Origin of the sequence: Gluconobacter sp. NFX36 (genome assembly GCF_049887835.1) — a bacterium.
In the GTDB taxonomy this organism is placed as follows: domain Bacteria; phylum Pseudomonadota; class Alphaproteobacteria; order Acetobacterales; family Acetobacteraceae; genus Gluconobacter; species Gluconobacter japonicus_A.
This window is the reverse complement of record NZ_JAGEKJ010000003.1, coordinates 180,354-201,816: the sequence shown is the minus strand read 5'-3', so window position 1 is coordinate 201,816 and position 21,463 is coordinate 180,354. Positions and strand designations below refer to the sequence as shown.

Below are 21,463 nucleotides of genomic sequence, written 5' to 3'. Positions count from 1 at the left end.
ATGCAGACCGACACGGTTCGTACCCTTGGAATGTTCTGGGGCTTTCTCGGCCTGTTGACAGTATTGCGCCTTACATTGGCGGCTCTTCTGCCTTTGACACCGGATGAAGCCTATTACTGGGTCTGGTCCCGCCATTTACAGCTGGGATATTTTGACCATCCCTTCATGGTGGCACTCTGGATACGGATTGGCACCTGGATTGCCGGAGGTACGCCTCTAGGTGTGCGTCTCTTAGGGCCTCTTTCGGTTTTACCCGGCAGTTGGGCCTTGTTTCATGCTGCCCGACTGTTGCTGCCTTCTCGATCATGGCCGCTTTCCGGCTTTCAGGCTGTTCTTCTTTTGAACGCGACCCTGATGCTGGGCTTGGGCGCTGCGACCATGACGCCTGATACACCACTGGTATTTTTCGTCTCGGTGGCTCTGTACGCTATCGGCAAAGCCGTCACTTTGCCTGCCAACAAGGCACTCGGATGGTGGTTGCTGGTCGGTATGCTGCTGGGGCTGGCATTTGATTCAAAATATACGGCTGTTCTGATTGGGTTTGGACTTGGTGGTGCAGTTGTGTTTTCTCCCGCATGGAGAAAACAATCAGGTCCATGGCTCGCCATTCCGGTGCTGTTGGCGGCAACATCGCCCGTTCTTTGCTGGAACGCGACGCATCATTGGGCCAGCTTGCTCAAGCAGGGAGGGCGAGCAGGGGACTGGCATCCTGCCCGGGCAATCCAGTTTCAGTCAGAACTTTTTGGAGGGCAGATCGGCCTCGCTACGCCCCTGATTTTTGGCCTGTTCTTAATAGGGCTGTGGGCCTGTTTCAAGCGCAACACACTTCTGGTTTGGCTGGGCGCCCTTCCGTTGGCCGTGTTCATTTTTCACGCCTTCGGAGACCGCGTTCAGGCGAACTGGCCGGCTGTTGTGTACCCTGTCCTTGCCTTGGCCGCGGTAGAGGCGGGGCGACGTATTCGCTGGGCGGCAGCAAGTGGCTTTGTGGTGACTGCTCTGGTCTGTTTGCAGGCAGCGTTCGCTTTTCTCCCGATACCTCCTGCGAAAGACCCGGTTCAACGCCAGACTGCTGGCTGGCCGGAGTTCGACCAGAAACTGGAAAGGCAGGCAGTGGCTCAAGGGGCTACGGTTCTCATGGCAGAAGATTACGGTCTCGCCTCACAATTGGCTTTCAATCAAGGAAACTCTGGTCTGAGCGTATTTGGGACAGATCGTCGTTGGGAACTGTTTCGTCTTCCTGCCGCAAGGGGAGAGAAAGGGCTCCGTGTTGAGGAAATTCATCATATTCCGAGCCCTTTGCCGATGGATGTTCTCTGTCGAGAAAGTCAGAGGCGGACAGTTCGCTGCTATCAGATGACCGTGGTCGAAAATCCTCTTGGCGTGCAGTTGCCACGTCACTCTTAAAGCTCTCCTTAACCTTTGACTGCCATACTTGAGGTCTCTCAGGAGGTGGAATGTCGAAAGCAGGTGGCAAGGACGAGCGCAAGATCATTATCAAGCGCTTTGAAGTGGTGGAGGGCGGCCATCACGGTGGTAGTTGGAAGATCGCTTACGCCGATTTTGTAACAGCCATGATGGCGTTTTTTCTCGTGATGTGGCTCATCAACGCCACAACGGAAGAGCAGCGCAGAGGCATCGCCAATTTCTTCAACCCCATGGCGATCCAGCAGGATATTCCGCCTCCGGCTGAGAATGTCATCCATCTGGTTCCGGACCCGGTTGCCTCATCCCAGAAACCTGCGGCCATTCATCCGGGAGACCCTGCAGGCGCGCATCCGGATAACGGGGAACCAGGTAAGGATCATCTCCTGAACAAGGATGCAGGAGACCGTAGTACCCAGATTGTGGTTCTTCATGATCGACAGGTTCAACCCGGTATGCCTCCTGCAGCGCCTCATGGACAAGACGCTCAGCAGGGTGAATTGCGGCGTGCGACTACGGAAATCAGCAAAGCGCTAGATGGGGCACCGGAACTGGCAGACGTGCGCTCTCAGGTGTCGGTCAGTCTGGGAGATGACGGTTTACACGTCGAAATTGCAGATTCCGACCATCAAGCCATGTTCGCACTGGGGTCCGCCGTTCCAACACGCCATGCTTCTGATCTTCTGAAACTGATTGCGCCGTATCTGGAAAAGCTGCCCGGCCGTCTGTCCGTCAGTGGTTATACAGATGCCGCACCCTATCGTCCCGGTCTTCCAGGAAACTGGAGCCTGTCGAGCGACCGTGCTGTGGCGGCACGGGATATTCTTGTGAACAGCGGCTTTCCCGACAGGCGACTTAAAGCTGTCACTGGCTACGCTGACCGGAACCTGTTCGACCCCGCCAATCCTCTCAGCGCCCGGAACAGACGTGTTGTTCTCGTCCTCTCCCCGGATCAGCCGTAATTCTTCGCCAGTCAGGAAAATTTTGAATGTTTATTCTTATTGGTCTGGGCGTTGTCCTTGCGTGCGTTTTTGGGTCGTTCGTGGCATCCGGAGGAGCCATCGGGCCATTGCTCGCTTCAATGCCCTTTGAGCTTCTCACCATTCTCGGAGCTGCTGTCGGTACCTTCGTGATGGCCAATTCCATTGGCGCGGTGAAGCACCTGCCTGCTGGAATTAAAAAGGCCATGAAAGGCTCCCAGTACACACGTCAGGATTACCTGGAACTCCTCGGACTTCTTTTTCACATGACCAGGCTTGCGGCCGCCAAGGGAATGATGGCGATTGAAAGCCATATCGAGGATCCCCAAGGCAGCACAGTCTTCGGAGCCTTTCCCAAGATCCGGGACAATACGCATGTCTGCTCGTTTATTTGCGATTATCTCCGTATGGCAGGCATGAACGCGACAGACCCGTTTCAGATGGATGACGTCATGGGGCGTGAACTGAAGAAAAATCTGCGTGAGGAAATGCATCTCCCACATGCTCTTCAGTCGGTCTCAGATGCTCTGCCAGCCCTGGGGATCGTGGCGGCAGTGCTGGGCGTCATCAAGACGATGGCCTCCATCAGCAAGCCACCTATCGTCCTGGGTGAGATGATTGCCGGGGCCCTTGTGGGAACCTTTCTCGGTATTCTTCTGGCTTACGGTATCGTTGCACCCATCGCCGGGCGGCTCGGAGGTGTGGTGGAAGAGGAGGCTTCGTATCTTGATCTCGTCCGCTCCGTTATCGTGGCGCACCTTCAGGGCAATGCTCCGCAGGTTAGCGTAGAGATCGGGCGTAAGAGCATTCCGTCAGATCTCATGCCGACCTTTCAGGAAGTCGAAGAATCCCTCAGTGCTGTGGCCGTAAACTGAGGTTGTTTTCCTGAGTGTGACCTTTACGATGCCGTCATCATCCTAAATGGCGGCCGAAAGGATCTGGCATGCGCCCCTCCGCACTGCGGGCTCTCTGTCTCTTACTTCCTCTTTTCCCTCTGGCGTCTTCTGCGTACGCTGGCACCCAAAACTCTCCGCAGGTCCCGCCCCGCGCGGAGCTTGAACAGGTTGATGGCCCGACTGCCCTGCACTGGGTCAAAGCGGAAAATGCCACAACCCAACAGGCTCTTGCATCGGATCCACGATACAAGCCGCTCTATGAGCGTATCCTTGCTGCTCAACAGTCTCCAGACCGTCTTGCAACACCAACCCAGATGGCAGGAGCGATCTGGAATTTCTGGCAGGATAAGGCCCATACACGTGGCATATGGCGAAGCACGTCCATAGCGGATTTCCAGTCAGGACATCCGGTCTGGAAAACACGTTTCGATCTGGATGTGCTTTCCAAGTCGGAACATGCCAACTGGGTCATGGAAGGTCTGAACTGCCTTGAGCCGGAAGACCGGCGTTGTCTGCTGGGACTGTCCAACGCCGGTGAGGATGCGCACGAACTGCGGGAGTACGATACCTCTACCGATCGTTTTGTCTCGCAAGGCTTTGCTTTGCCGAATGGCAAGCAGGCCGTGGCATGGCTCGACCGGGATACGCTTCTGGTATCCCGCGACTGGGGCACTCAGGACGCTGGTCTGACGACTTCTGGTTACCCTTATGTTGTCCGTGCCCTGAAGCGGGGTCAGTCACTCCTGCAGGCACAGGAAGTTTTCAGGGGGATGGCAAGCGACATGGAAGTCGCTCCAATGGTTCTGCAGGACGGGCAGGGGCACCAGCTTCTTCTGATCGATCGACACAAAGATTTTTTCCATAGTGATGTGGAAAAAATTGATCCGAAAACTCTTCATGTCAGCCAGCTTCCCATGCCGGAGAAGTACGATGGCCTGAGCTATCAGGATGGCCAGCTGGTTTTCCACCTTCTGCAGGAGTGGAAGACGGCACATGGCCGTATTTCGGCTGACAGTGTCGTCGCAATCAATCCCGAGCATCCGGGAGAGCCAGAAGTCATCGTGTCTCCGACATCTCGTCAGACGATTGGAGACGGGATGGGGGGTGCAATAGCGACGACCAAAGACGGGTTGATTGTCGTGCTGTACGATAATGTGCAGCCAAAGCTGATGCTTTATCGCCGGAGCGCCAGCGGGCATTGGGCTGGACGAACCATAGAGCTTCCGCAGAATATGGCTGCGACGATTGTTTCGTCAGATCCCAGAAGTTCGAACGCATACCTTCAGTTGGAAGGGTTCATTCAGCCACCACAGATCTGGAGCGTCGATACGGCCCAGCAGACCACGCGCCTGCTTTACAGTCAGCCACATCTCTTCGATGCGTCCAAACTGACTGTCGAACAACAGTTCGCGATCAGTACGGATGGCACGCAGGTTCCTTATTTTATCGTTCATGCCAAAGACTGGACGAAGAACAGCTTCAATCCGACACTGATGACAGCTTATGGCGGTTTTGGGCTGTCCTACCTGCCTGTCTACCATCCTGATCTCGGAATCACGTGGTTCGAGCGCGGTGGTGTCTATGTGATGGCCAATATCCGCGGAGGGGGCGAGTTCGGTCCGGCCTGGCACGAAGCAGCCCGCTATGCTGGGCGTCAGCATGCGTATGACGATTTTGCGTCCGTTGCTCGTGATCTGTTTGCCAGAAACATCACGTCGCCTAAACGACTGGGAATCCGTGGTCGTTCCAATGGCGGTCTGTTGATGGGGGTTGAGTTTACGCAGCACCCTGAACTGTGGAATGCGACCATCATCGGCGTCCCGCTTCTGGATATGCTCAACTACGAACATATGGCGGCTGGTGCTTCATGGGCTGCAGAATACGGAAGTGTCTCGACATCCGAAGGAAAGGGCTTCTGGGAGAAAACCTCTCCTTTACAGGCGCTCAAGGCGGATGTGCATTATCCGGTGCCGTTCATCTTCACATCCACGCGTGATGACCGCGTTGGGCCTGTGCATGCCCGCCTCTTCGCCGCGAGGCTTCAGGATCTGCATGTACCGTTCTTCTATTACGAGGATACGGAAGGCGGGCACGCCGGTACCGTCAATGCGGCCGAGGTTGCCCATGAGAGGGCCCTGGAGGCCATCTACCTCAGCAAGCGATTGATGGACCCTCGCTGACCTGAGCATCACCCATGCTCTTGCCTGATGAGGCGAGAGCATGGGTGCAACGGATGGCGCATAATCTCAAAGAGCAATAAAAAAGCCGCTCCCTGAAGGGTAGCGGCTTTTCTCGTCCGTTCAGATGACGGGAAGGACTTTAGAAGCCTTCACGCTCCAGACGCTTGCGCTCCATCTTGCGGGCACGACGAACAGCTTCTGCTGCTTCGCGGGCGCGACGCTCGGAGGGCTTCTCGAAGTGGCGACGCAGCTTCATCTCGCGAAAAACGCCTTCGCGCTGCATCTTCTTCTTGAGCGCCTTTAGCGCCTGGTCAACATTATTGTCACGAACGAGTACCTGCACGGTGCCGTCAACTCCTTCTGGGCCCGCCTTTAGCGTCACCCGTGATATGGCAATCCAATTGGGATGGAGCCCTTAACACACTCTTTTGGCGGTGTGCAATTCATTCGATGGTTCTTGTGCGGATTTTTATCTGTGCGCAATCTGCCCGCGACTTCTGCGTTAATAAGCTGTCACAGAGAAAGGAAGCTCATGGCTCTGCTTAAAATTGCCCGTATGGGTCATCCTGTCCTGCATCAGGTGGCCGAGCCCGTCAGTGATCCAAAATCGCCGGAAATCCGCCGTCTTGTAAGCGATATGCTGGAAACGATGGCAGATGCACGAGGTGCTGGACTGGCTGCCCCGCAGGTTCATGTCCCCTTGCGGATGTTCGTTTATCACGTTCCTGCAAACAGGGTGTCGGACCCGGAACAGGCAATGCTGCCTCGCGTTCTCATCAATCCGGAAATTACCCCTGTCGGTGATGAAATGATGGTGTGCAGTGAGGGATGCCTCTCGATTCCTGGTCTCAGAGGTGACGTACCGCGATACGCAAAAGTTCGGTATCGGGGACTGGATGAAAACGGTGATCCCGTGGACGGCGAGGCCGTGGGCTTTCATGCCAATGTTCTGCAGCATGAGAATGACCATCTCGACGGCGTGCTTTATCCGCAGCGCATCGAGGACTTCACCCGCTTTGGGTATGTGGAGGAAATGGTTCGGTGACAGCGCGGCCGCCTGAAGGGCCTTCCTCTACCACAGCGCATCTTTACCTTCGTGAAGAACAAATCCGTCAGTCTTATGAATCCCTCATGCTGGCTTGGCGGAGTCTGAATTCTGAATGTGAGGCTTTCCTGAGGGAAAATGGCCTCGGTGCTGCGCATCACAGAATTCTTTTTCTCGTTGCAGCGCATCCTGGCATTACGCCGAGTGTTCTGCTTACCAGTCTTGGGATTACCAAACAGTCTCTTGGGCGCGCTTTGGGTGATCTGCGGGAGCGCAACCTCCTCATTCAGGAAGAAGACCGCCATGATCGCCGTAAACGCCCTTTGAAACTGACACCTCATGGAGAGGCGATCGAACGCCAGCTTTTCCAATTGATTCGTGAAGCCATGACGCGGGCTTACCGGGAGGCTGGAGTGACAGCCGTGGAAGGGTTCAAGCGCGTCCTCTCTCCTCTGCAGATGGCTCCAGGAGGGGGCTTTCGATGAGCGACGAACATATTCTCGTTGTCGATGACGACCAGCGCCTTCTAAGGCTTCTCCAGCGATACCTCGCGGAGAACGGTTATCGGGTTACCACCGCACAGGATGCCGTACAGGCACGGGACGTCCTGAAACTCATCCAGCCGGATGCTCTTGTTCTCGATGTGACCATGCCAGGAGAGGACGGTTTGTCCCTCACACGATCTTTGAGGGAAGAGGGGCTGTCTTTACCCATTCTTCTGCTGACAGCCCGCGGCGAACCGGCTGACCGGATCGATGGTCTGGAGTCTGGGGCAGATGACTATCTTGGAAAGCCTTTTGAACCGCGCGAACTGCTCTTGCGCCTGAGAGCGCATCTCAGGCGTGTGGTGCCAGCCTTGTCGCCTGTTATGGAGGTCCCATCCGTTCTCAGGCTTGGCCCTCTGGAGTTTGACGTCGAGCGCGGATTGCTGACTGGACCAGACGGGCCGGTTCATCTCACGGGTGGCGAGGCAGCCCTGCTGGGCGTCCTTACCACCAGACCGGGTGTCGTGATGTCCCGTGAAGACATTGCGAAAGCTCTGGATATGGACGAGATCGGCGAACGCGCCGTTGATGTGCAGGTCACGCGTCTGCGTCGTCGTATTGAATCTGACCCCAAGGAGCCCAGGTTCCTGCATACTGTGCGCGGAAAGGGTTATGTTCTCAAACCCGGACTCTGAGGAGCGCTGGGGCAAGCTGGACCGGCCGCTCAGGCGTGTGTTGCCCCGCTCCCTGCTGGGGCGCTCCATGCTGATCGTACTGATTCCGCTCCTGGTGACGCAGGCCATCGTTCTGGTGCTGTTTTATGGAACGTACCTGAATGTCGTCTCCCGGCGCCTTTCAGATGGCATTACCGGTGAGATCTCGCTTGTCATTTCCATGCTGGAGCGTACGCCTGAAGCAGACCGGCGCGAAGAACTCCTGAAAGACGCAGCAGCGAGAACCCAACTTCAATTCGTTTTTCATCCTCACATAACTTTGAGGCGGGAAGGAACGAATCATGTCCTCGGCCCGATTGACGATGATTTTGAACGTGCGCTCAAGCAGGGACTTGGCCACCCGTTCTTTGTGGACTGGTCTGCCGCCCCGGAGACCGTACGCGTCTCTGTTGGCCTGCCAGACGGGATGCTGGATGTTCTGACGCCTCATAAAAGACTGAGCATCGGGCCAATCTGGATGTTCCTCGCCTGGGCATTTAGCAGCTCAGCGTTTTTATTCCTGATCGCCGGACTGTTCATGCGCAATCAGGTCCGTGCCATCCGCAGATTGGCAGAAGCAGCCGAGTTGTTCGGTCTGGGGCGGGACGAGGGAGCAATCCGTCCTCAGGGAGCCCGTGAGGTGCGCCAGGCGGCCATTGCCTTCAATCGTATGCAGGAACGCGTCAATCGCTTCGTAGCGCAACGGACGGCCGTTCTGGCCGGTGTTTCCCACGACCTCAGAACGCCACTCACCCGTTTGCGTCTGAGTATGGCCATGCTGCCCACTAAAGGAATGATTCGCGCGGAGGACATTCAGCCGGATGTTCATGATATGGTGGCGGATATTGAGGACATGGAGCGCCTGATTGGCAGTTACCTGTCCTTCGCGCGTGGCGAAGGAGCGGAGAAGCCGGTTTTGACCGATATTCGTGCTCTGATCGAAGACGTCGCTGTCGCAGCTCGGCGCGCGGGTGGCCAGGTGCTGAGTGTAGAAGGCAAAGAAGGCGTAGAGGTGCCAGTGCGTCCGGATGCGTTAAAACGGGCTCTGACCAATCTCGCCGACAATGCAAGACGACACGGCGGAGCCATGCGGTTTTCGCTGTGGGAAGGGGAGCGCCGGATCGAGATTACGGTTGAAGATGACGGCGGCGGTATTCCGGCAGACCGTCGAAAGACGCTTCTTGAGGTTGGTAGTTCAGGAAATAACGGCGGTACTGGTCTGGGGCTGACTATCGTCCGGGACATTATTCATGCCCATGGTGGCACCATCAGGCTACTGGAAAGCCCCCTTGGCGGACTAAGCGTGCTGCTCAGCCTGCCAAAATAAGCCAGCCAGATCAGGGCAGCGTATTGCCTGCGCCGCCATTGCCGGTGCCCTGGTTGCCCAGCGGCCCCTGGCTGCCGCCAAAGGTGCTGCTCATGTTGCTCATCGGGTTGTAACGGCCAACGTTGCCCAAAAGCTGCTGGATGACAGAGGTTTTTGTTCCTGGTGTCGGGGTCTTTTCCCCGACCATGCCAACGCGGATGCCATCTTTGCGATTCAGCGTATCCAATTTTCGCAGAACGCCAGAATTGTCAAAATTCAGAACAACCACCTGCTGCTTGTCGACCGAAGGAAAGCCCAGTGGCGTCGGAGACGTAATCATGGACACGTAGATCCAGGTATTGTCATCGAATGTCGCATGTGCGGTCGGAGAGCCCATGGCATCCAGAACATCTGAACGCGTACTGGTTCCCGGTACGAGCTGGGCGTAATCCGTCTTCTCGATCAGCGATCCGCGAGGTTCGGGAATCGGGCTGAAGAAGGAGCATCCTCCCAGCAGAAGCGGAGCACAGGCCAAGCCAGACAGGCTCAGGCGACGCAGAAGAGGTGTTCTGCTTTTTGCCGTCAGAAAAGATGCGTTATTCATGGAACCGGAAACTATCCTGTGCAAGAGAACCGCTCAACCCAGCGCGTGCCTTAAACGGAACCCGCCTGTCAACGATTTCCCCCATGATGATCGGGGGTGGAGTGCTCAAATGTCCAATACTCCCGAATTTTCCCGCCGTATTCCCCTGAGGCGGCTGGGATCGGGTCTGGAAGAAACGATTACGGCAACAGAGCAGGAGCGTGAGGCTCTGGCTCGACGTTTCGGTATTCCCGCCATCCAGCATCTGGAATGCCGCTTCCTCCTGACGCCTGAAGACAAGAAGCACATTCTTGCCGAGGGGCGTCTGTCCGCGAAAGTGACACAGGTCTGCGTCATTACGGCAGAAAAATTTGATGACGTTCTCGCAGAGACGTTCATTCTTCGCTTCATTCCTGAATCGGAAATGCCGGAAGACGAGTTCGATATCGATTCCATTGACCTTGAAGGCCCTGACGAACTTCCACATGACGGCCGTGGCCTCGATATTGGTGAAGCTGCTGCCGAACAACTGGCGCTGATGCTGGACCCCTATCCTCGCAAACCGGGCGCGGGTCTCGAAAATGCTGTTGACGTTACACCCGCAGAAGGGGAAGAAGAGGTCGGTCATTCTGATGACCTGCCAGAGTCAGAGCGTCGTCCGAACCCGTTTGCGGCGCTGGCGACCCTGAAGAACGGGGATAAAAAAGAATAAAATCCCCAGCTTTGGCTTGCGGGTTTCCGTTTGCTCTGCTAGAGCCGCCCGCCTGAACTCGGCGTAAATACGAGACGACGAATAACGGGGCACCGCATGCCGCTGGGAGCGGAGAGGGTGCCGACACAGAAGCAGAAAGAGGCATAAAAGCCATGGCCGTCCCCAAAAGAAAGACCACGCCGTCCCGTGCCGGTATGCGTCGCAGCCACCATGCCCTGCAGGCTGAAGCACATGCTGAATGCGCGAACTGCGGTGAGCTGAAGCGCCCGCACCACGTTTGCAGCCACTGCGGCCATTACGATGGTCGTGAAGTTGTTGCAGCAGGCAAGAGCCTGAAGACGGCCGTCCGCGCCTGATCTCTTCTGCGGGCACCCTCAAGGCGTGCCCGCATCTGCGATGCTGTCCGGGAAACTGTCTTAATGTCTAAAGCGCCTGTCGCGTCTGATCGTGACGTCGCGGCCCCAAGGCCCTACGCCCTCGCCGTCGACGCAATGGGAGGAGACAGGGCACCGGATATCGTTCTTGCTGGCCTCGAACTGGCCGCAGACCGGCATCCGACAGCCAGAGTGCTCCTGATCGGAGATGAGGCGGTTCTAAAGCCGGCTCTGGCACGATACCCAAAAGCTGCCCGTATCTGTGACATCCGTCACGCCCCTGCTAGCATTTCCATGGAAATGAAGCCGACCGCAGCTCTGCGCGTCCGCGGTTCATCCATGCGCCTTGCAATGGAAGCTGTCGCATCTGGTGAAGCACTCGGAGTAGTCTCCGCTGGTAACAGTGGTGCCATGCTTGCTCTCGCCAAAATTATCGTGAAAGCTCTCCCAGGTATCTCCAGACCTGCCATGGTGGCTGTGCAGCCATCATCGCGCGGTGATACCGTGATGCTGGACCTCGGGGCGAATATCGCCTGCGATGCCCGCAATCTGGTTGAATTTGCTGTTATGGGCGAGGCCTTTGCTCAGGCAGCGCTTGGTCTTCCAAAACCCACGATTGGCCTTCTCAACGTCGGTTCCGAGGATCTGAAAGGCGACGAGCGTCTCCGTCAGGCCGCTGAACGTCTGCGTGAAAGTGTGCTGGCAGAGCAGTTCCACGGTTTCGTGGAAGGGCATGACATTACGGCTGGCACGACGGATGTCGTTGTGACGGACGGCTTTACCGGAAACGTGGCTCTCAAGACCGGTGAAGGTGCGCTCAAGCTCGCTTTCGGTCTGCTGAAAAATGTTTTCCAGACCAATCTGCTGACGCGCATCGGGTACCTTCTGGTTCGTCCTGGATTAGAGCGCATGCGGGAGTGGATCGACCCGCGGCGTTATAACGGTGCAGTCTTTGTCGGATTGAACGGTATTGTCGTGAAGTCCCACGGTGGCGCTGATGGCGAAAGCTTTGCCTCTGCCATTGATGTCGCCATGGACGCTGTTACCCATAACCTGAACGACAAGATCCGTGCCCGTCTGGATCAGCTTGGCATGCTCGGCGCCGACACCGACGCAACACCTGCCAATGCGGTCGCTCCAGAACCTGTGAGCTGAAAACTATGTCCGGTCCTCTTCGTGCCCGTCTGACAGGCGTTGGTGGATATCTGCCCCGCACGGTTGTCACCAATGACGATCTTGCCCAGAAAATCGACACGTCCGACGAATGGATCCGGGCTCGGACCGGCATCACTCAGCGGCATATTGTTTCAGGCGACGAAACAACAGCATCCATGGCCGCAGAGGCAGCCCGTCAGGCTCTTGAGCAGGCTGGTGTGAATGCCGAAGAGGTTGATGCAATTCTGGTGGCGACCTCGACGCCGGATCAGGTGTTTCCGGCTGTTGCCACACAGGTGCAAGCCCTCCTTGGCATCACCAAGGGCTTCGGCTTTGATATCAGTGCCGCCTGTTCCGGGTTTGTGTATGCGCTCGCATCCGCCAATTCGTTCATCCAGTCGGGGCTGGCGAAGAAGGTTCTGGTCATTGGCAGCGAAGTGTTCTCGCGCCTGCTGGATTGGAATGATCGTACAACCTGCGTGCTTTTCGGAGACGGTGCAGGTGCTGTCCTTCTGGAGGCTGGAGCCGAAGACGGTGAGGGTGTTCTCTCAACCCATCTGCACTCCGATGGGCGATCGGGCGATATTCTTTATGTGGACGGCGCTGTAGGCTGTTCGGGTACGACGCAGCACCTCAAGATGATGGGGCGCGAAGTGTTCCGTCATGCGGTCGTCAAGCTTTCACAAGCTGTTGATGAAGCGCTGGAAGCCAATAACCTGACGGGTCAGGATATTCAGTGGCTCGTCCCGCATCAGGCCAATCTGCGTATCATTGACGGGATGGCCAAGAAGCTGGCCCTGCCGTCCGATCGGGTCGTGGTGACAGTAGATCGTCACGCCAATACCTCGGCTGCGTCCATTCCGCTGGCCCTTAATGAAGCTGTCCGTGACGGACGTATCCAGAAGGGCGATCTCGTTCTGATGGAAGCTCTGGGCGGTGGTCTGACCTGGGGATCTGCGCTCGTTCGCATGTGAGTGCCTCCCGGTCTTTCAAGGTTAACGATTGATTCCTTTGACTGTTCTGAACGTCATGATACGCATGTGTCATGAGTACAGTCACGCGCGCGAATCTTGTCGAGCACATCTATAGCCGTGTTGGGCTGTCCCGGCACGATTCCTCCATGATTCTGGAAAGTGTACTGGAGAAAATCTCCGGGACGCTTGAGACCGGAGAATCCGTGAAGCTGAGTGGCTTCGGGACGTTCTCTGTTCGCCAGAAAGGGGAGCGTATCGGGAGAAATCCCAAAACCGGCGTAGAAGTCCCCATTCTTCCCAGGGCCGTACTGGTCTTCCGACCGTCCCAAATTCTCAGGGACCGGATGAACGGTATCGTTAATGAGGCTCACGGAGTGGACGACGCGGATGACTGAAAATTTGTCGACTTCAGTCAATGAGGCTGAGCAGGATCAGGAAAACCTGAATCCTTCCAAGGCAAAAAAAGGTCCGGAAGCATACCGCACCATTAGCGAAGTTGCAGAAGAGCTCCATATTCCGCAGCACCGTTTGCGCTCATGGGAAACCATCTATCCCGGTGTAAAACCTTTCCGCGGGGAAAGTGGTCGGCGGTACTACAATCCGGAGCACGTCGAAACGCTTCGGCTGATTTCCGATCTCCTCTACGTTCAGGGCTACAAAGGACAAGGTGTTCTGCGTGTCCTGCGAGAGCGCAAAGCGAGAAAAGCTGCTGAACATCCCGTTGCGGTTCCGCATCCGGTGGCATCGGCTCCAATTGAGCATTTCCCAGCCGTTGAAGATCTGCCTGTATCAACGACTACGGAAGAAATTTCGGCCAATCCAGTTTCATCCGTTGATGATATTGCGTTTCCGGAAGCTCCTTCGGACCGTCTTCATGTCTCTGACCCAGGTGTGGATGAGGTTGTGGTCCTGTCCTTTCATGAAGAGAAGCAAGACTTGAATGCCTCGGAACCGGAGATGTCTCCGGAAGAAGAAAAAGCATCTCATGTGCTTGACGAATGCCTGACAGGAATTATGCCTCCCGAAGCCGAAGCCGAAGCCGAAGCCGAAGCCGAAGCCGAAGCCGAAGCCGAAGCCGAAGCCGAAGCCGAAGCCGAAGCCGAAGCCGAAGCCGAAGCCGAAGCCGAAGCCTTCTCAATTCGCGATACGGAAGAGATGCTGGCGCTTCAGGACGCGAATCAGCATCTCTGCGCATCTGTGAAGCATCTGGATGCCGAGAACGAATTTCTACGCGCCGAGCTTAGAGAAATTCTCGAAGAACTTCAGCTTCTGAGAAATCTTCTGCCTGTCTGAATCAGAGGCCCTTGCGGTGATGGCGCTACGCTGCTAAACCACCGCCACCGCAGGACAAACGGGCAGTAGCGCAGCCTGGTAGCGCACCAGTCTGGGGGACTGGGGGTCGTGGGTTCGAATCCCGCCTGCCCGACCAGTCCTGCGGTAATTTCCAGAAAATTAAGTTTGTTAAAAGGCCTAAGAGGCCTTTTTCCCGTCTGTGCGCTCTTCAGTCCAGAGCGTCCACAGCAGGTGAAGCGCCGCCATGATTGCTGGCCCCAAAAATAAACCCAGAAGCCCCCAAGTTTCTGCTCCCCCAAGGATACCGAGCAGAACCCACAGGAAAGGCATCTTCGTGCTGCCGCCAATTAAAACCGGGCGAACAAAGTGATCTGCCACGAAGATCACGACTGACCCCAAAGCCATCACGACAATAGCGCCAATCATGCTGCTCTTGGCGAGGAGCAGCAAGGCGACCAGCCCCACGGTAGGCCATGCCAGAAAGGGAATCATCGCTGCGACTGCCGTCAGCATGGCAAAAAGGAGCGGCTGGGGGGCGCCTGTCAACATGTAGGCTACACCCATAATCGCGCCTTCTCCCAGTCCAACAAGAACCAGCCCTGCAAGTGTTCCGTGAACGGAAGAGATCATCTGCTTGGCCAGACTTTCCCCTTGAGCCCCAAACAGTCGATGGGACCCAACAAGCCCTTTACGGATGACGTAGTCGCCGTCCTTGAGCAGGAAGAAAAGCGTCAGCAGTGAGAACGCAAAGAGCGTTCCTCGTCGAGCCACCTGAGATCCGACCTGCTTTGTCATCTGCATACCGTGACTTACGTCCACAGAATGGAGCAGGCGGGACAGGCGTTGAGGGCTCGTCATGTGGTTCTGCCACCAGGTCGTGGCCTGGGATGAGATGAACGGAAGATGCGGCACCCACTCTGGCATCGGAATGCCATTGTTGCGGACGTCATCTATCCACTCGAGCGCACTTCTTATCTCATCAGCAAGCTTCACGCCGACGAGTGAGACCGGGACGAGGAAGATCAGGGCCACGACAAGGGTGAAGACCATCGGAAGCCAGTCACTTCGGCCAAAACGGCGCTCCGCCCGCTGGTACAGAGGCCAGAGCGAAATGGCAAAAACACAGCCCCACAACAGAGCCGGCAGGAAGCTCTTGAGCGTGTAGAGACCGATAGCGACAAAGAAGAGAGCCAGAAATCCGCGAGCCCGCCGCTGGATGGTTCCGGTAGAATCAGACGCTTCTACCGGGATGACTTCAGGGGAGCGAGGAGGGAGCTGGTCGATCATGGGGATCCTGAAAATGGAAGCCTGCAAAGAAGATAGCGATGGCTACCTGCGTCGGATAAGTCCAACTTGCAGGCTTCGGGAAACGCTACGACTGTCAGTTGAACAGAGAGCATCCGGATTGAATGGTGAGCCCAACGGCCTGTTGGGAGAATTGTTGCCGGTAAGCAGCCTGAATTGCACGAAGATTATGTTGCAGGTTCTTGTCGGCCGGAACGACGACCCAGAGAATGCGGGAAGGCTCACGGCCAACAATATGCGTCACCGTGTTCATCCATTGACCGTCAGCATTGAAAACGGTCAGGCCGCTCGGAAAGCGTGGAGTGATTTCCTTCGTCACGAAGTCCTGCCATTCAGTATCCGTGATCGGGAGGCCGCCTGGGCGGGTCTGCCCGAACATCATCCGAATTTGCAAAGTATCCTGAGCGCGCATTTCGCGGCAGAGGTCGGGTGTGACACTTACGGGCACAACGCATCCTCCCAGAAGAGGAAGCGCGAGGATGAGGGCGGTGAAGCCAAGTTTTTTCATAATGTTTTTCGCGTCAGAGCATTTTGAAGAATGAGAGCCTCATCAGGCGTGAAAAGCCCCCGTCTGATGAAAAGGTCTATTAGAACAAGATTGACGTTGAATTTGAAATCATCCGTGTCCCGAACGCGTGCAAAAACGTCTGTCAGCGGAAGCAGATGGAAGCTCTCGACTTCGCCATCTTCTGCGATGGGGGTAAAATCGCGTGGCAGAATCAGGTCGTAGCAGTGCAGAACATCTCGCCTGAGCCCCTCAGGGCGCTCCATGGCGTATTGAAGGCGGCTGACCGGCTGGGCATGGCCTGCCAGGCTTTCAGGTATCCCAGCCTCTTCCTTCGCTTCCTTGATGACGGTTGTGTGCGGGTCAAGTCCTGCACTCATGCCGCCAGCCACAAGATGGTCGAGTTTCCCCGGATCCAGTCGTTTGGTCATGCTTCTGCGCGCAATCCAAAGCATGGAGCCGGAAGGGTGGTCTTCAACCAGACCATTCAGATGCACGCCCTCGGCAGCAACCCCGAGAACCGGAATGGCGCCTCGATCTACCTGACCAACGACAACGCCAAGATCGTTCCTCACGTCAAAGGGCTCGTTATGGGAGGCGTACACACCCTGTTGGGCCAATGTCTGTGAAAGAGGGAAAAGCTCCTGTCCCGAAGCAACTCCGAAGCCTGTCTCGTCTTTCAGGCCTAAACCTTCCAGCAGATCTGCGATTTCAGGAGAGATCCATCCGATCTGTTTCTGGGCGCAGAAAAACGGAAGTCGGTTTCCTGGCAAGCGGGCACTGTTACAGGCCTCGATATGGCGAAGAAAACGAGAAAGGGACGGGGATATGGATTTATCGAACACGATGGAAAGTTTCGCATGTGCAGGAGAGATTGCAAAGCGAAGCCTCTCTTTCTCATAGTCCGGCATGTCAAAGAAATACGATTCGACGTCGGAAATGCTGCCGCTAGGGCAACTCTGGAAAAAAATCCGCCCCGAAAATCCTGTGCGTACCTTCTTTTGGGTCGGCGTAGCTCTTGTTCTTCTCCTTGTTGAAAGCGGAACGACTGTTGCAACGCCCTGGGTCTTCAGTCGCATGGTTGCTGCCCTGTCAGAGCATCAGGCGCTTCTCGCAATTCCTGTCTGGCTGATCGCACAATATACGATCATTCGGGTGGTAGCGGGGGTTTCAACTCCTCTCCGCGAAATGCTGATTGCCCCTCTTGAAGCCGATCTTCAGCGTCGGGTGGCTCTGGTCGGGCTTGAGCATCTTCATGCCATGAGTGTGCGGTTTCATCTGGATCGCCAGACCGGAGCACTGACAAGAACGCTGGATCGGGGCTCCGATGCTGTCGGAACGCTGCTAAGCCTCGTACTTTTTAACGTGCTGCCCAATACGATCGAGTTAGTGATGACACTCTTCGTCATCCTGCGTGTGTTTGACTGGCGATATGTCGCGATTGTTGTTGCCGGCATCGGTGTTTATGCGGCTGTCTCCTACGTCTTTACGCGGATGCGCATGACAGCGCGGAGGGCGCGGAACACAGCCAACAGTCAGGCGCAATATCAGCTTGTCGACAGTATGCTGAATTTCGAGACTGTTCGAAGCTTTGCAAACAGTCGTCAGGAAATTCTGCGGTATGACCGCTCCAGGCAGGCGCTGAAAAGTGCGGAAATCCGGCTAAAAAGACTTGTTGGCTTTTCCCAGATGGCACGTAGCCTGCTGATTGCCTGTGCAACGACGGCTCTTCTGGGGTTGGCCGCACATGATATTGTGCTGCACCGGATTGGTGTCGCTCAGTTTGTCCTGATCGGAAGTTATCTGCGTGGATTATATAGTTCAGTGGGCGCGCTGAATTATGTGAGTGCCGGATGGCGCAATGCCCGGGTTGATCTTGAAAACTATCTTGAGCTTCTGGGGACGCGTTCTGAAATCGTCGAGGCAGCAAATCCTGTCCATCTTCCGGTCAGGCTGGCAGATGGTGGCGCCGCAAGGATTACATTCGATCATGTGTCCTTCAGCTACGATCCTGCTCGTCAGATTCTTCACGATATTTCACTGGAAATCCCTGCAGGCACATCTCTGGCCATCGTTGGGCATACGGGGTCTGGCAAATCAACCATGGGGCGCCTTCTGACGCGGGCCTATGATCCGACGTCAGGTGCGATCCGGATTGATGGTCATGATTTGCGGGATGTCGCTGTGGAAGATCTTCAGCGCGTCATCGGGACTGTTCCGCAGGATACGGTTCTGTTTAATGCAGGGATTGGAGAAAATATCGCTTACGGAGATCCCTCGGCTCCGGAAGAAGAGGTTCATCAGGCAGCCCGGAAAGCGCAGATTCATGACTTTATCGATGAACTGCCAGAAAAATATGAAACGGTTGTTGGCGAGCGTGGGCTGAAACTTTCTGGTGGCGAAAAACAGCGTGCGGCGATTGCCCGTGTGTTGCTCAAGGACCCACGGATTTTGTTGCTGGATGAAGCGACCAGCGCACTCGATACGTGGACGGAAGCCGCAATCCAGCAGGAGTTGCGCGAACTGGCCCAGTCACGGACGACCGTCATCGTAGCGCATCGTCTTTCAACGATTCAGGATGCGGATCAGATTGTTGTTCTTAATGCCGGACGGATCGTTGAGCGCGGCACCCATTTTGAATTGCTCCGTAAAAACGGGTATTATGCCCGAATGTGGTCGGTTCAGGCGGGCGAAACAGTCATGAGGGCTTGACGAAAGGCCTATCGTTCGCCATAAGCCGCGCCTGATTTACGGAACACGCCGGGCCTCGCTGTCCTGCGTCATCCAGCATCGAGGAAAGTGCTACCATGTCTCGCCGTTGCCAGGTCACGGGCAAGGGCGTGCTGACGGGCAATAACGTCAGCCACGCCAATAACAAGTCCCGCCGTCGTTTTCTCCCCAACCTGCAGGAGACCACGCTGATCTCCGATATTCTTGGTGCTTCGGTGCGTATGCGCCTTTCCACCAACGGTATCCGTACGATCGAGCACAATGGTGGGCTGGATTCGTTCCTGCTGGGAACGCCGAACCGCAAGCTTCCTGAAGAAGCTCAGGTCATCAAGCGCCGCATCCTGCGCGTTCAGGAACGTAAGGCTGCACAGACTGCCTGAGAAATCTTTCCGGCTTTGGTCGGTTCATAAAGATTACTCTTGAAAACCATGGCGGTCTGGGTCATTCAGCCGCCACTGGGACAAATCAGGTTCGGCTTTAACGAGCCGCAGCGGAGGTGTTTCAGTCCAGACTGAAACACCTTTTATTGTTTTTTGGAGGTTCTCCGTGTCTGAAAGCGTTCAGGAAGCCAAATCGGCTCTCTCGAAGATCCGCAACATCGGTATTACCGCACATATCGATGCTGGTAAGACCACCACGACCGAGCGCATCCTGTACTACACGGGTGTCTCCCATAAGATCGGTGAAGTCCACGACGGCAACACCACCACCGATTACATGGCGCAGGAGCGTGAGCGCGGCATCACCATCACGTCCGCTGCCGTGACGTGTGAGTGGAACGACCACCGCATCAACATCATCGACACCCCGGGCCACATTGACTTCAACATCGAAGTAAACCGTTCGCTCCGTGTGCTCGATGGCGCCATCTTCGTGATCGAAGGTGTTGCAGGCGTGCAGCCGCAGTCCGAGACCAACTGGCGTCTTGCTGACCGCTATAACGTCCCGCGCATCATCTTCATCAACAAGCTCGACCGTACGGGTGCAGACTTCTACTACGCTTTCAGCACGCTGAAAGAGAAGCTGGACATCGTTGCAGTTCCGCTGCAGCTGCCAATCGGTGCTGAAGAAAATTTCGTTGGTGTTGTCGATCTCGTTGAGATGCGCGCCATCATCTGGGAAGGCGGCGAACTCGGCGCCAAGTTCCACTACGAAGAAATCCCGGCTGACCTGAAGGAAAAGGCTGAGGAAGCTCGCCAGACGCTTCTGGACACGGCGCTCGCCATGGACAACGAAGCCATGGAAGAGTACTTCGAGAAGGGTGACGTTGACGTTGCTACGCTGAAGAAGTGCATCAAGAAGGGTGCGATCTCCGGTGAGTTCCGTCCGGTCATGTGTGGTACGGCGTTTAAGAACAAGGGCGTTCAGCCTCTGCTCGATGCCGTTATCGACTACCTGCCGGCTCCTGACGAAGTTGAAGGCATCCGCATCGCTCCGCCGGAAGGCGAAGAGGTTGACGAGAACTTCCTGCCAATCGTTCCGGTTGATCCAGACGGAAAGTTTGCTGGCCTTGCGTTCAAGATCATCTCCGACAAGTACGGCACGCTGACCTTCGTTCGCGTCTACCGTGGCGTTCTGAACGCTGGTGACACGATCCTGAACACGACGAAGGGTCACAAGGAACGCGTCGGCCGCATGTTCCAGATGCATGCTGACAAGCGTCAGGAAGTGAAGTCCGTTGGCGCGGGTGACATTGCTGCGTTCGTTGGTCTGAAAGACACGGTCACGGGTGACACGCTGGCTGATGCCGCTGATCCGGTGGTTCTGGAGCGTATGCAGTTCCCGGTTCCGGTTATCGACATCTCCGTCGAGCCGAAGACCAAGGACGCCGTCGAGAAGATGACGCTGGCGCTGCAGAAGCTGACGGCTGAAGATCCGTCCCTGCACCTCAAGACGGATCAGGAAACGGGTCAGACCATCCTGTCCGGCATGGGTGAGCTTCACCTGGACATCATTGTTGACCGTCTGCGTCGTGAATACGGCGTTGATGCTAACATCGGTGCGCCTCAGGTGGCTTATCGTGAGACGATCACGAAGCCGCACGTTGAGACCTACACCCACAAGAAGCAGTCTGGTGGTTCGGGTCAGTACGCTGAAGTCAAGATCGAGTTCGCTCCGTCTGACAAGCCGGACGAGATCATCTTCACGAACAAGATTGTCGGCGGTACGGTTCCGAAGGAATACATCCCGGCAGTCGAAAAGGGTATCCGGATGCAGAGCACCACGGGTGTTCTGGCTGGCTTCCCGACGGTGGACTTCCAGTTCACGCTGCTCGACGGTAAGTACCATGACGTTGACTCGTCGGCTCTGGCCTTCGAAATCGCCGCCAAGGCCTGCTTCCGTGAAGGCATGAAGAACGCCGGTCCGGTGATCCTTGAGCCGATCATGGACGTGGAAATCACGACGCCGAACGACCACGTCGGTGACGTCGTGGGCGATCTTAACCGTCGCCGTGGCATCATCCAGAGCCAGGAAACGTCGGGTTCGACCGTGATGATCCGCGCACAGGTGCCGCTGAAGGAAATGTTCGGCTACATTTCCCATCTGCGTTCTGCAACGAAGGGTCGTGCATCCTTCACCATGCAGTTCCATCATTACGATCCGGTGCCGCGCAACGTGGCAGAAGAGATCATGGCGAAGTCTGCCTGATCTTTTCACCTCCGGTGAACGACAAACCCCGTCAGAGCAATCTGGCGGGGTTTTTTATTGAATATCAGTGGGCTGTGGATGCAGCTTCACAATAGAACTAACACTCAGTCCGTCATTGGCGTTTTTTCGGTTAGCTATATGGAAGAAGCCGAGAGC

General features: G+C 56.1%; 22 protein-coding genes and 1 tRNA gene. 18 read left to right on the top strand and 5 right to left on the bottom strand.

The window, feature by feature from the left end; genetic code table 11:
• The 4 genes from J4P41_RS04450 (at position 1) to J4P41_RS04435 (ending at position 5,478) form a co-directional block, all read left to right on the top strand.
• Positions 1-1,404 carry a glycosyltransferase family 39 protein gene (locus J4P41_RS04450; protein WP_426066246.1) on the top strand — a complete coding sequence of 468 codons (1,404 nt, stop codon included), beginning with the start codon at positions 1-3 and terminating at the stop codon, positions 1,402-1,404.
• Between the two features lie 50 nt (positions 1,405-1,454).
• The gene (locus tag J4P41_RS04445; RefSeq protein WP_426066245.1) at positions 1,455-2,384 is read left to right on the top strand and encodes a flagellar motor protein MotB; all 930 of its coding nucleotides are present in this window, start codon (positions 1,455-1,457) and stop codon (positions 2,382-2,384) included.
• A 26-nt stretch (positions 2,385-2,410) separates the two neighbouring features.
• Positions 2,411-3,277, top strand: a complete 867-nt coding sequence (motA, locus tag J4P41_RS04440; RefSeq protein ID WP_010503921.1) for a flagellar motor stator protein MotA — start codon at positions 2,411-2,413, stop codon at positions 3,275-3,277.
• A gap of 68 nt (positions 3,278-3,345) precedes the next feature.
• Positions 3,346-5,478, top strand: a complete 2,133-nt coding sequence (locus J4P41_RS04435) for a prolyl oligopeptidase family serine peptidase (protein WP_426066244.1) — start codon at positions 3,346-3,348, stop codon at positions 5,476-5,478.
• A gap of 139 nt (positions 5,479-5,617) precedes the next feature.
• Here the strand turns inward: J4P41_RS04435 and rpsU are convergent, their stop codons facing one another.
• Positions 5,618-5,821 carry a 30S ribosomal protein S21 gene (gene rpsU, locus J4P41_RS04430; RefSeq protein WP_007283570.1) on the bottom strand — a complete coding sequence of 68 codons (204 nt, stop codon included), beginning with the start codon at positions 5,819-5,821 and terminating at the stop codon, positions 5,618-5,620.
• 189 nt (positions 5,822-6,010) lie between these two features.
• Here rpsU and def point away from each other — a divergent pair, with 189 nt between their 5' ends.
• The 4 genes from def to J4P41_RS04410 are packed head-to-tail and all read left to right on the top strand — an operon-like array spanning position 6,011 to position 9,048.
• Positions 6,011-6,523: a peptide deformylase gene (def, locus tag J4P41_RS04425; RefSeq protein ID WP_426066243.1), complete on the top strand. Its 513-nt coding sequence runs from the start codon at positions 6,011-6,013 to the stop codon at positions 6,521-6,523.
• Complete coding sequence (locus J4P41_RS04420) at positions 6,520-7,008, top strand: MarR family winged helix-turn-helix transcriptional regulator (RefSeq protein WP_023942766.1); 489 nt, start codon at positions 6,520-6,522, stop codon at positions 7,006-7,008. The genes def and J4P41_RS04420 overlap by 4 nt, the downstream gene beginning before the upstream one ends.
• On the top strand, positions 7,005-7,703 hold the full coding sequence (locus J4P41_RS04415) for a response regulator (RefSeq protein WP_426066242.1): 699 nt from the start codon (positions 7,005-7,007) through the stop codon (positions 7,701-7,703). The genes J4P41_RS04420 and J4P41_RS04415 overlap by 4 nt, the downstream gene beginning before the upstream one ends.
• Complete coding sequence (locus J4P41_RS04410; RefSeq protein ID WP_426066241.1) at positions 7,681-9,048, top strand: ATP-binding protein; 1,368 nt, start codon at positions 7,681-7,683, stop codon at positions 9,046-9,048. The genes J4P41_RS04415 and J4P41_RS04410 overlap by 23 nt, the downstream gene beginning before the upstream one ends.
• Before the next feature lie 10 nt (positions 9,049-9,058).
• Here J4P41_RS04410 and J4P41_RS04405 read toward each other — a convergent pair whose 3' ends face one another.
• Positions 9,059-9,631 (bottom strand): outer membrane protein assembly factor BamE, encoded by a 573-nt coding sequence (locus J4P41_RS04405; RefSeq protein ID WP_426066240.1) that lies wholly within the window; start codon positions 9,629-9,631, stop codon positions 9,059-9,061.
• Between the two features lie 109 nt (positions 9,632-9,740).
• Here J4P41_RS04405 and J4P41_RS04400 point away from each other — a divergent pair, with 109 nt between their 5' ends.
• From J4P41_RS04400 to J4P41_RS04370, 7 genes are all read left to right on the top strand, one after another.
• Positions 9,741-10,322, top strand: a complete 582-nt coding sequence (locus J4P41_RS04400; RefSeq protein ID WP_426066239.1) for a YceD family protein — start codon at positions 9,741-9,743, stop codon at positions 10,320-10,322.
• 152 nt (positions 10,323-10,474) lie between these two features.
• On the top strand, positions 10,475-10,678 hold the full coding sequence (gene rpmF, locus J4P41_RS04395) for a 50S ribosomal protein L32 (protein WP_010503912.1): 204 nt from the start codon (positions 10,475-10,477) through the stop codon (positions 10,676-10,678).
• Positions 10,679-10,741: 63 nt separating this feature from the next.
• On the top strand, positions 10,742-11,851 hold the full coding sequence (gene plsX / locus J4P41_RS04390) for a phosphate acyltransferase PlsX (RefSeq protein ID WP_062024108.1): 1,110 nt from the start codon (positions 10,742-10,744) through the stop codon (positions 11,849-11,851).
• Between the two features lie 5 nt (positions 11,852-11,856).
• Positions 11,857-12,825: a beta-ketoacyl-ACP synthase III gene (locus J4P41_RS04385; protein ID WP_023942753.1), complete on the top strand. Its 969-nt coding sequence runs from the start codon at positions 11,857-11,859 to the stop codon at positions 12,823-12,825.
• Positions 12,826-12,896: 71 nt separating this feature from the next.
• Positions 12,897-13,220 carry an integration host factor subunit alpha gene (locus J4P41_RS04380; protein WP_010503906.1) on the top strand — a complete coding sequence of 108 codons (324 nt, stop codon included), beginning with the start codon at positions 12,897-12,899 and terminating at the stop codon, positions 13,218-13,220.
• On the top strand, positions 13,213-14,118 hold the full coding sequence (locus J4P41_RS04375; RefSeq protein ID WP_426066238.1) for a MerR family transcriptional regulator: 906 nt from the start codon (positions 13,213-13,215) through the stop codon (positions 14,116-14,118). The genes J4P41_RS04380 and J4P41_RS04375 overlap by 8 nt, the downstream gene beginning before the upstream one ends.
• 59 nt (positions 14,119-14,177) lie before the next feature.
• Positions 14,178-14,254 (top strand) — tRNA-Pro (locus J4P41_RS04370).
• 41 nt (positions 14,255-14,295) lie between these two features.
• On the opposite strand, the gene J4P41_RS04365 is transcribed toward J4P41_RS04370, so the two are convergent.
• The 3 genes from J4P41_RS04365 to J4P41_RS04355 form a co-directional block, all read right to left on the bottom strand.
• Complete coding sequence (locus J4P41_RS04365; RefSeq protein WP_061933240.1) at positions 14,296-15,405, bottom strand: AI-2E family transporter; 1,110 nt, start codon at positions 15,403-15,405, stop codon at positions 14,296-14,298.
• A gap of 94 nt (positions 15,406-15,499) precedes the next feature.
• A complete protein-coding gene (locus tag J4P41_RS04360) occupies positions 15,500-15,931 on the bottom strand; it encodes a DUF3574 domain-containing protein (protein WP_010501373.1) in 432 nt (143 codons plus the stop codon).
• Positions 15,928-16,701 (bottom strand): NUDIX hydrolase, encoded by a 774-nt coding sequence (locus J4P41_RS04355; protein ID WP_426066237.1) that lies wholly within the window; start codon positions 16,699-16,701, stop codon positions 15,928-15,930. The genes J4P41_RS04360 and J4P41_RS04355 overlap by 4 nt, the downstream gene beginning before the upstream one ends.
• A 136-nt stretch (positions 16,702-16,837) precedes the next feature.
• On the opposite strand from J4P41_RS04355, the gene J4P41_RS04350 reads away from it, so the two are divergent.
• The 3 genes from J4P41_RS04350 (at position 16,838) to fusA (ending at position 21,307) form a co-directional block, all read left to right on the top strand.
• Positions 16,838-18,640 carry an ABCB family ABC transporter ATP-binding protein/permease gene (locus tag J4P41_RS04350; RefSeq protein ID WP_426066236.1) on the top strand — a complete coding sequence of 601 codons (1,803 nt, stop codon included), beginning with the start codon at positions 16,838-16,840 and terminating at the stop codon, positions 18,638-18,640.
• Between the two features lie 95 nt (positions 18,641-18,735).
• The gene (rpmB, locus tag J4P41_RS04345) at positions 18,736-19,038 is read left to right on the top strand and encodes a 50S ribosomal protein L28 (RefSeq protein ID WP_010501379.1); all 303 of its coding nucleotides are present in this window, start codon (positions 18,736-18,738) and stop codon (positions 19,036-19,038) included.
• Between the two features lie 166 nt (positions 19,039-19,204).
• The gene (gene fusA / locus J4P41_RS04340; protein WP_023942740.1) at positions 19,205-21,307 is read left to right on the top strand and encodes an elongation factor G; all 2,103 of its coding nucleotides are present in this window, start codon (positions 19,205-19,207) and stop codon (positions 21,305-21,307) included.
• Positions 21,308-21,463 lie beyond the last annotated feature (156 nt).

Bases quoted from the DNA above. Each gene is read 5' to 3' on its own strand.
- J4P41_RS04450 (WP_426066246.1), top strand. From the start codon at position 1: ATGCAGACCGACACGGTTCGTACCCTTGGAATGTTCTGGGGCTTTCTC.
- J4P41_RS04445 (WP_426066245.1), top strand. From the start codon at position 1,455: ATGTCGAAAGCAGGTGGCAAGGACGAGCGCAAGATCATTATCAAGCGC.
- motA (WP_010503921.1), top strand. From the start codon at position 2,411: ATGTTTATTCTTATTGGTCTGGGCGTTGTCCTTGCGTGCGTTTTTGGG.
- J4P41_RS04435 (WP_426066244.1), top strand. From the start codon at position 3,346: ATGCGCCCCTCCGCACTGCGGGCTCTCTGTCTCTTACTTCCTCTTTTC.
- def (WP_426066243.1), top strand. From the start codon at position 6,011: ATGGCTCTGCTTAAAATTGCCCGTATGGGTCATCCTGTCCTGCATCAG.
- J4P41_RS04415 (WP_426066242.1), top strand. From the start codon at position 7,005: ATGAGCGACGAACATATTCTCGTTGTCGATGACGACCAGCGCCTTCTA.
- J4P41_RS04410 (WP_426066241.1), top strand. From the start codon at position 7,681: ATGTTCTCAAACCCGGACTCTGAGGAGCGCTGGGGCAAGCTGGACCGG.
- J4P41_RS04405 (WP_426066240.1), bottom strand. From the start codon at position 9,631: ATGAATAACGCATCTTTTCTGACGGCAAAAAGCAGAACACCTCTTCTG.
- J4P41_RS04400 (WP_426066239.1), top strand. From the start codon at position 9,741: ATGTCCAATACTCCCGAATTTTCCCGCCGTATTCCCCTGAGGCGGCTG.
- rpmF (WP_010503912.1), top strand. From the start codon at position 10,475: ATGGCCGTCCCCAAAAGAAAGACCACGCCGTCCCGTGCCGGTATGCGT.
- plsX (WP_062024108.1), top strand. From the start codon at position 10,742: ATGTCTAAAGCGCCTGTCGCGTCTGATCGTGACGTCGCGGCCCCAAGG.
- J4P41_RS04385 (WP_023942753.1), top strand. From the start codon at position 11,857: ATGTCCGGTCCTCTTCGTGCCCGTCTGACAGGCGTTGGTGGATATCTG.
- J4P41_RS04380 (WP_010503906.1), top strand. From the start codon at position 12,897: ATGAGTACAGTCACGCGCGCGAATCTTGTCGAGCACATCTATAGCCGT.
- J4P41_RS04375 (WP_426066238.1), top strand. From the start codon at position 13,213: ATGACTGAAAATTTGTCGACTTCAGTCAATGAGGCTGAGCAGGATCAG.
- J4P41_RS04365 (WP_061933240.1), bottom strand. From the start codon at position 15,405: ATGATCGACCAGCTCCCTCCTCGCTCCCCTGAAGTCATCCCGGTAGAA.
- J4P41_RS04360 (WP_010501373.1), bottom strand. From the start codon at position 15,931: ATGAAAAAACTTGGCTTCACCGCCCTCATCCTCGCGCTTCCTCTTCTG.
- J4P41_RS04350 (WP_426066236.1), top strand. From the start codon at position 16,838: ATGTCAAAGAAATACGATTCGACGTCGGAAATGCTGCCGCTAGGGCAA.
- rpmB (WP_010501379.1), top strand. From the start codon at position 18,736: ATGTCTCGCCGTTGCCAGGTCACGGGCAAGGGCGTGCTGACGGGCAAT.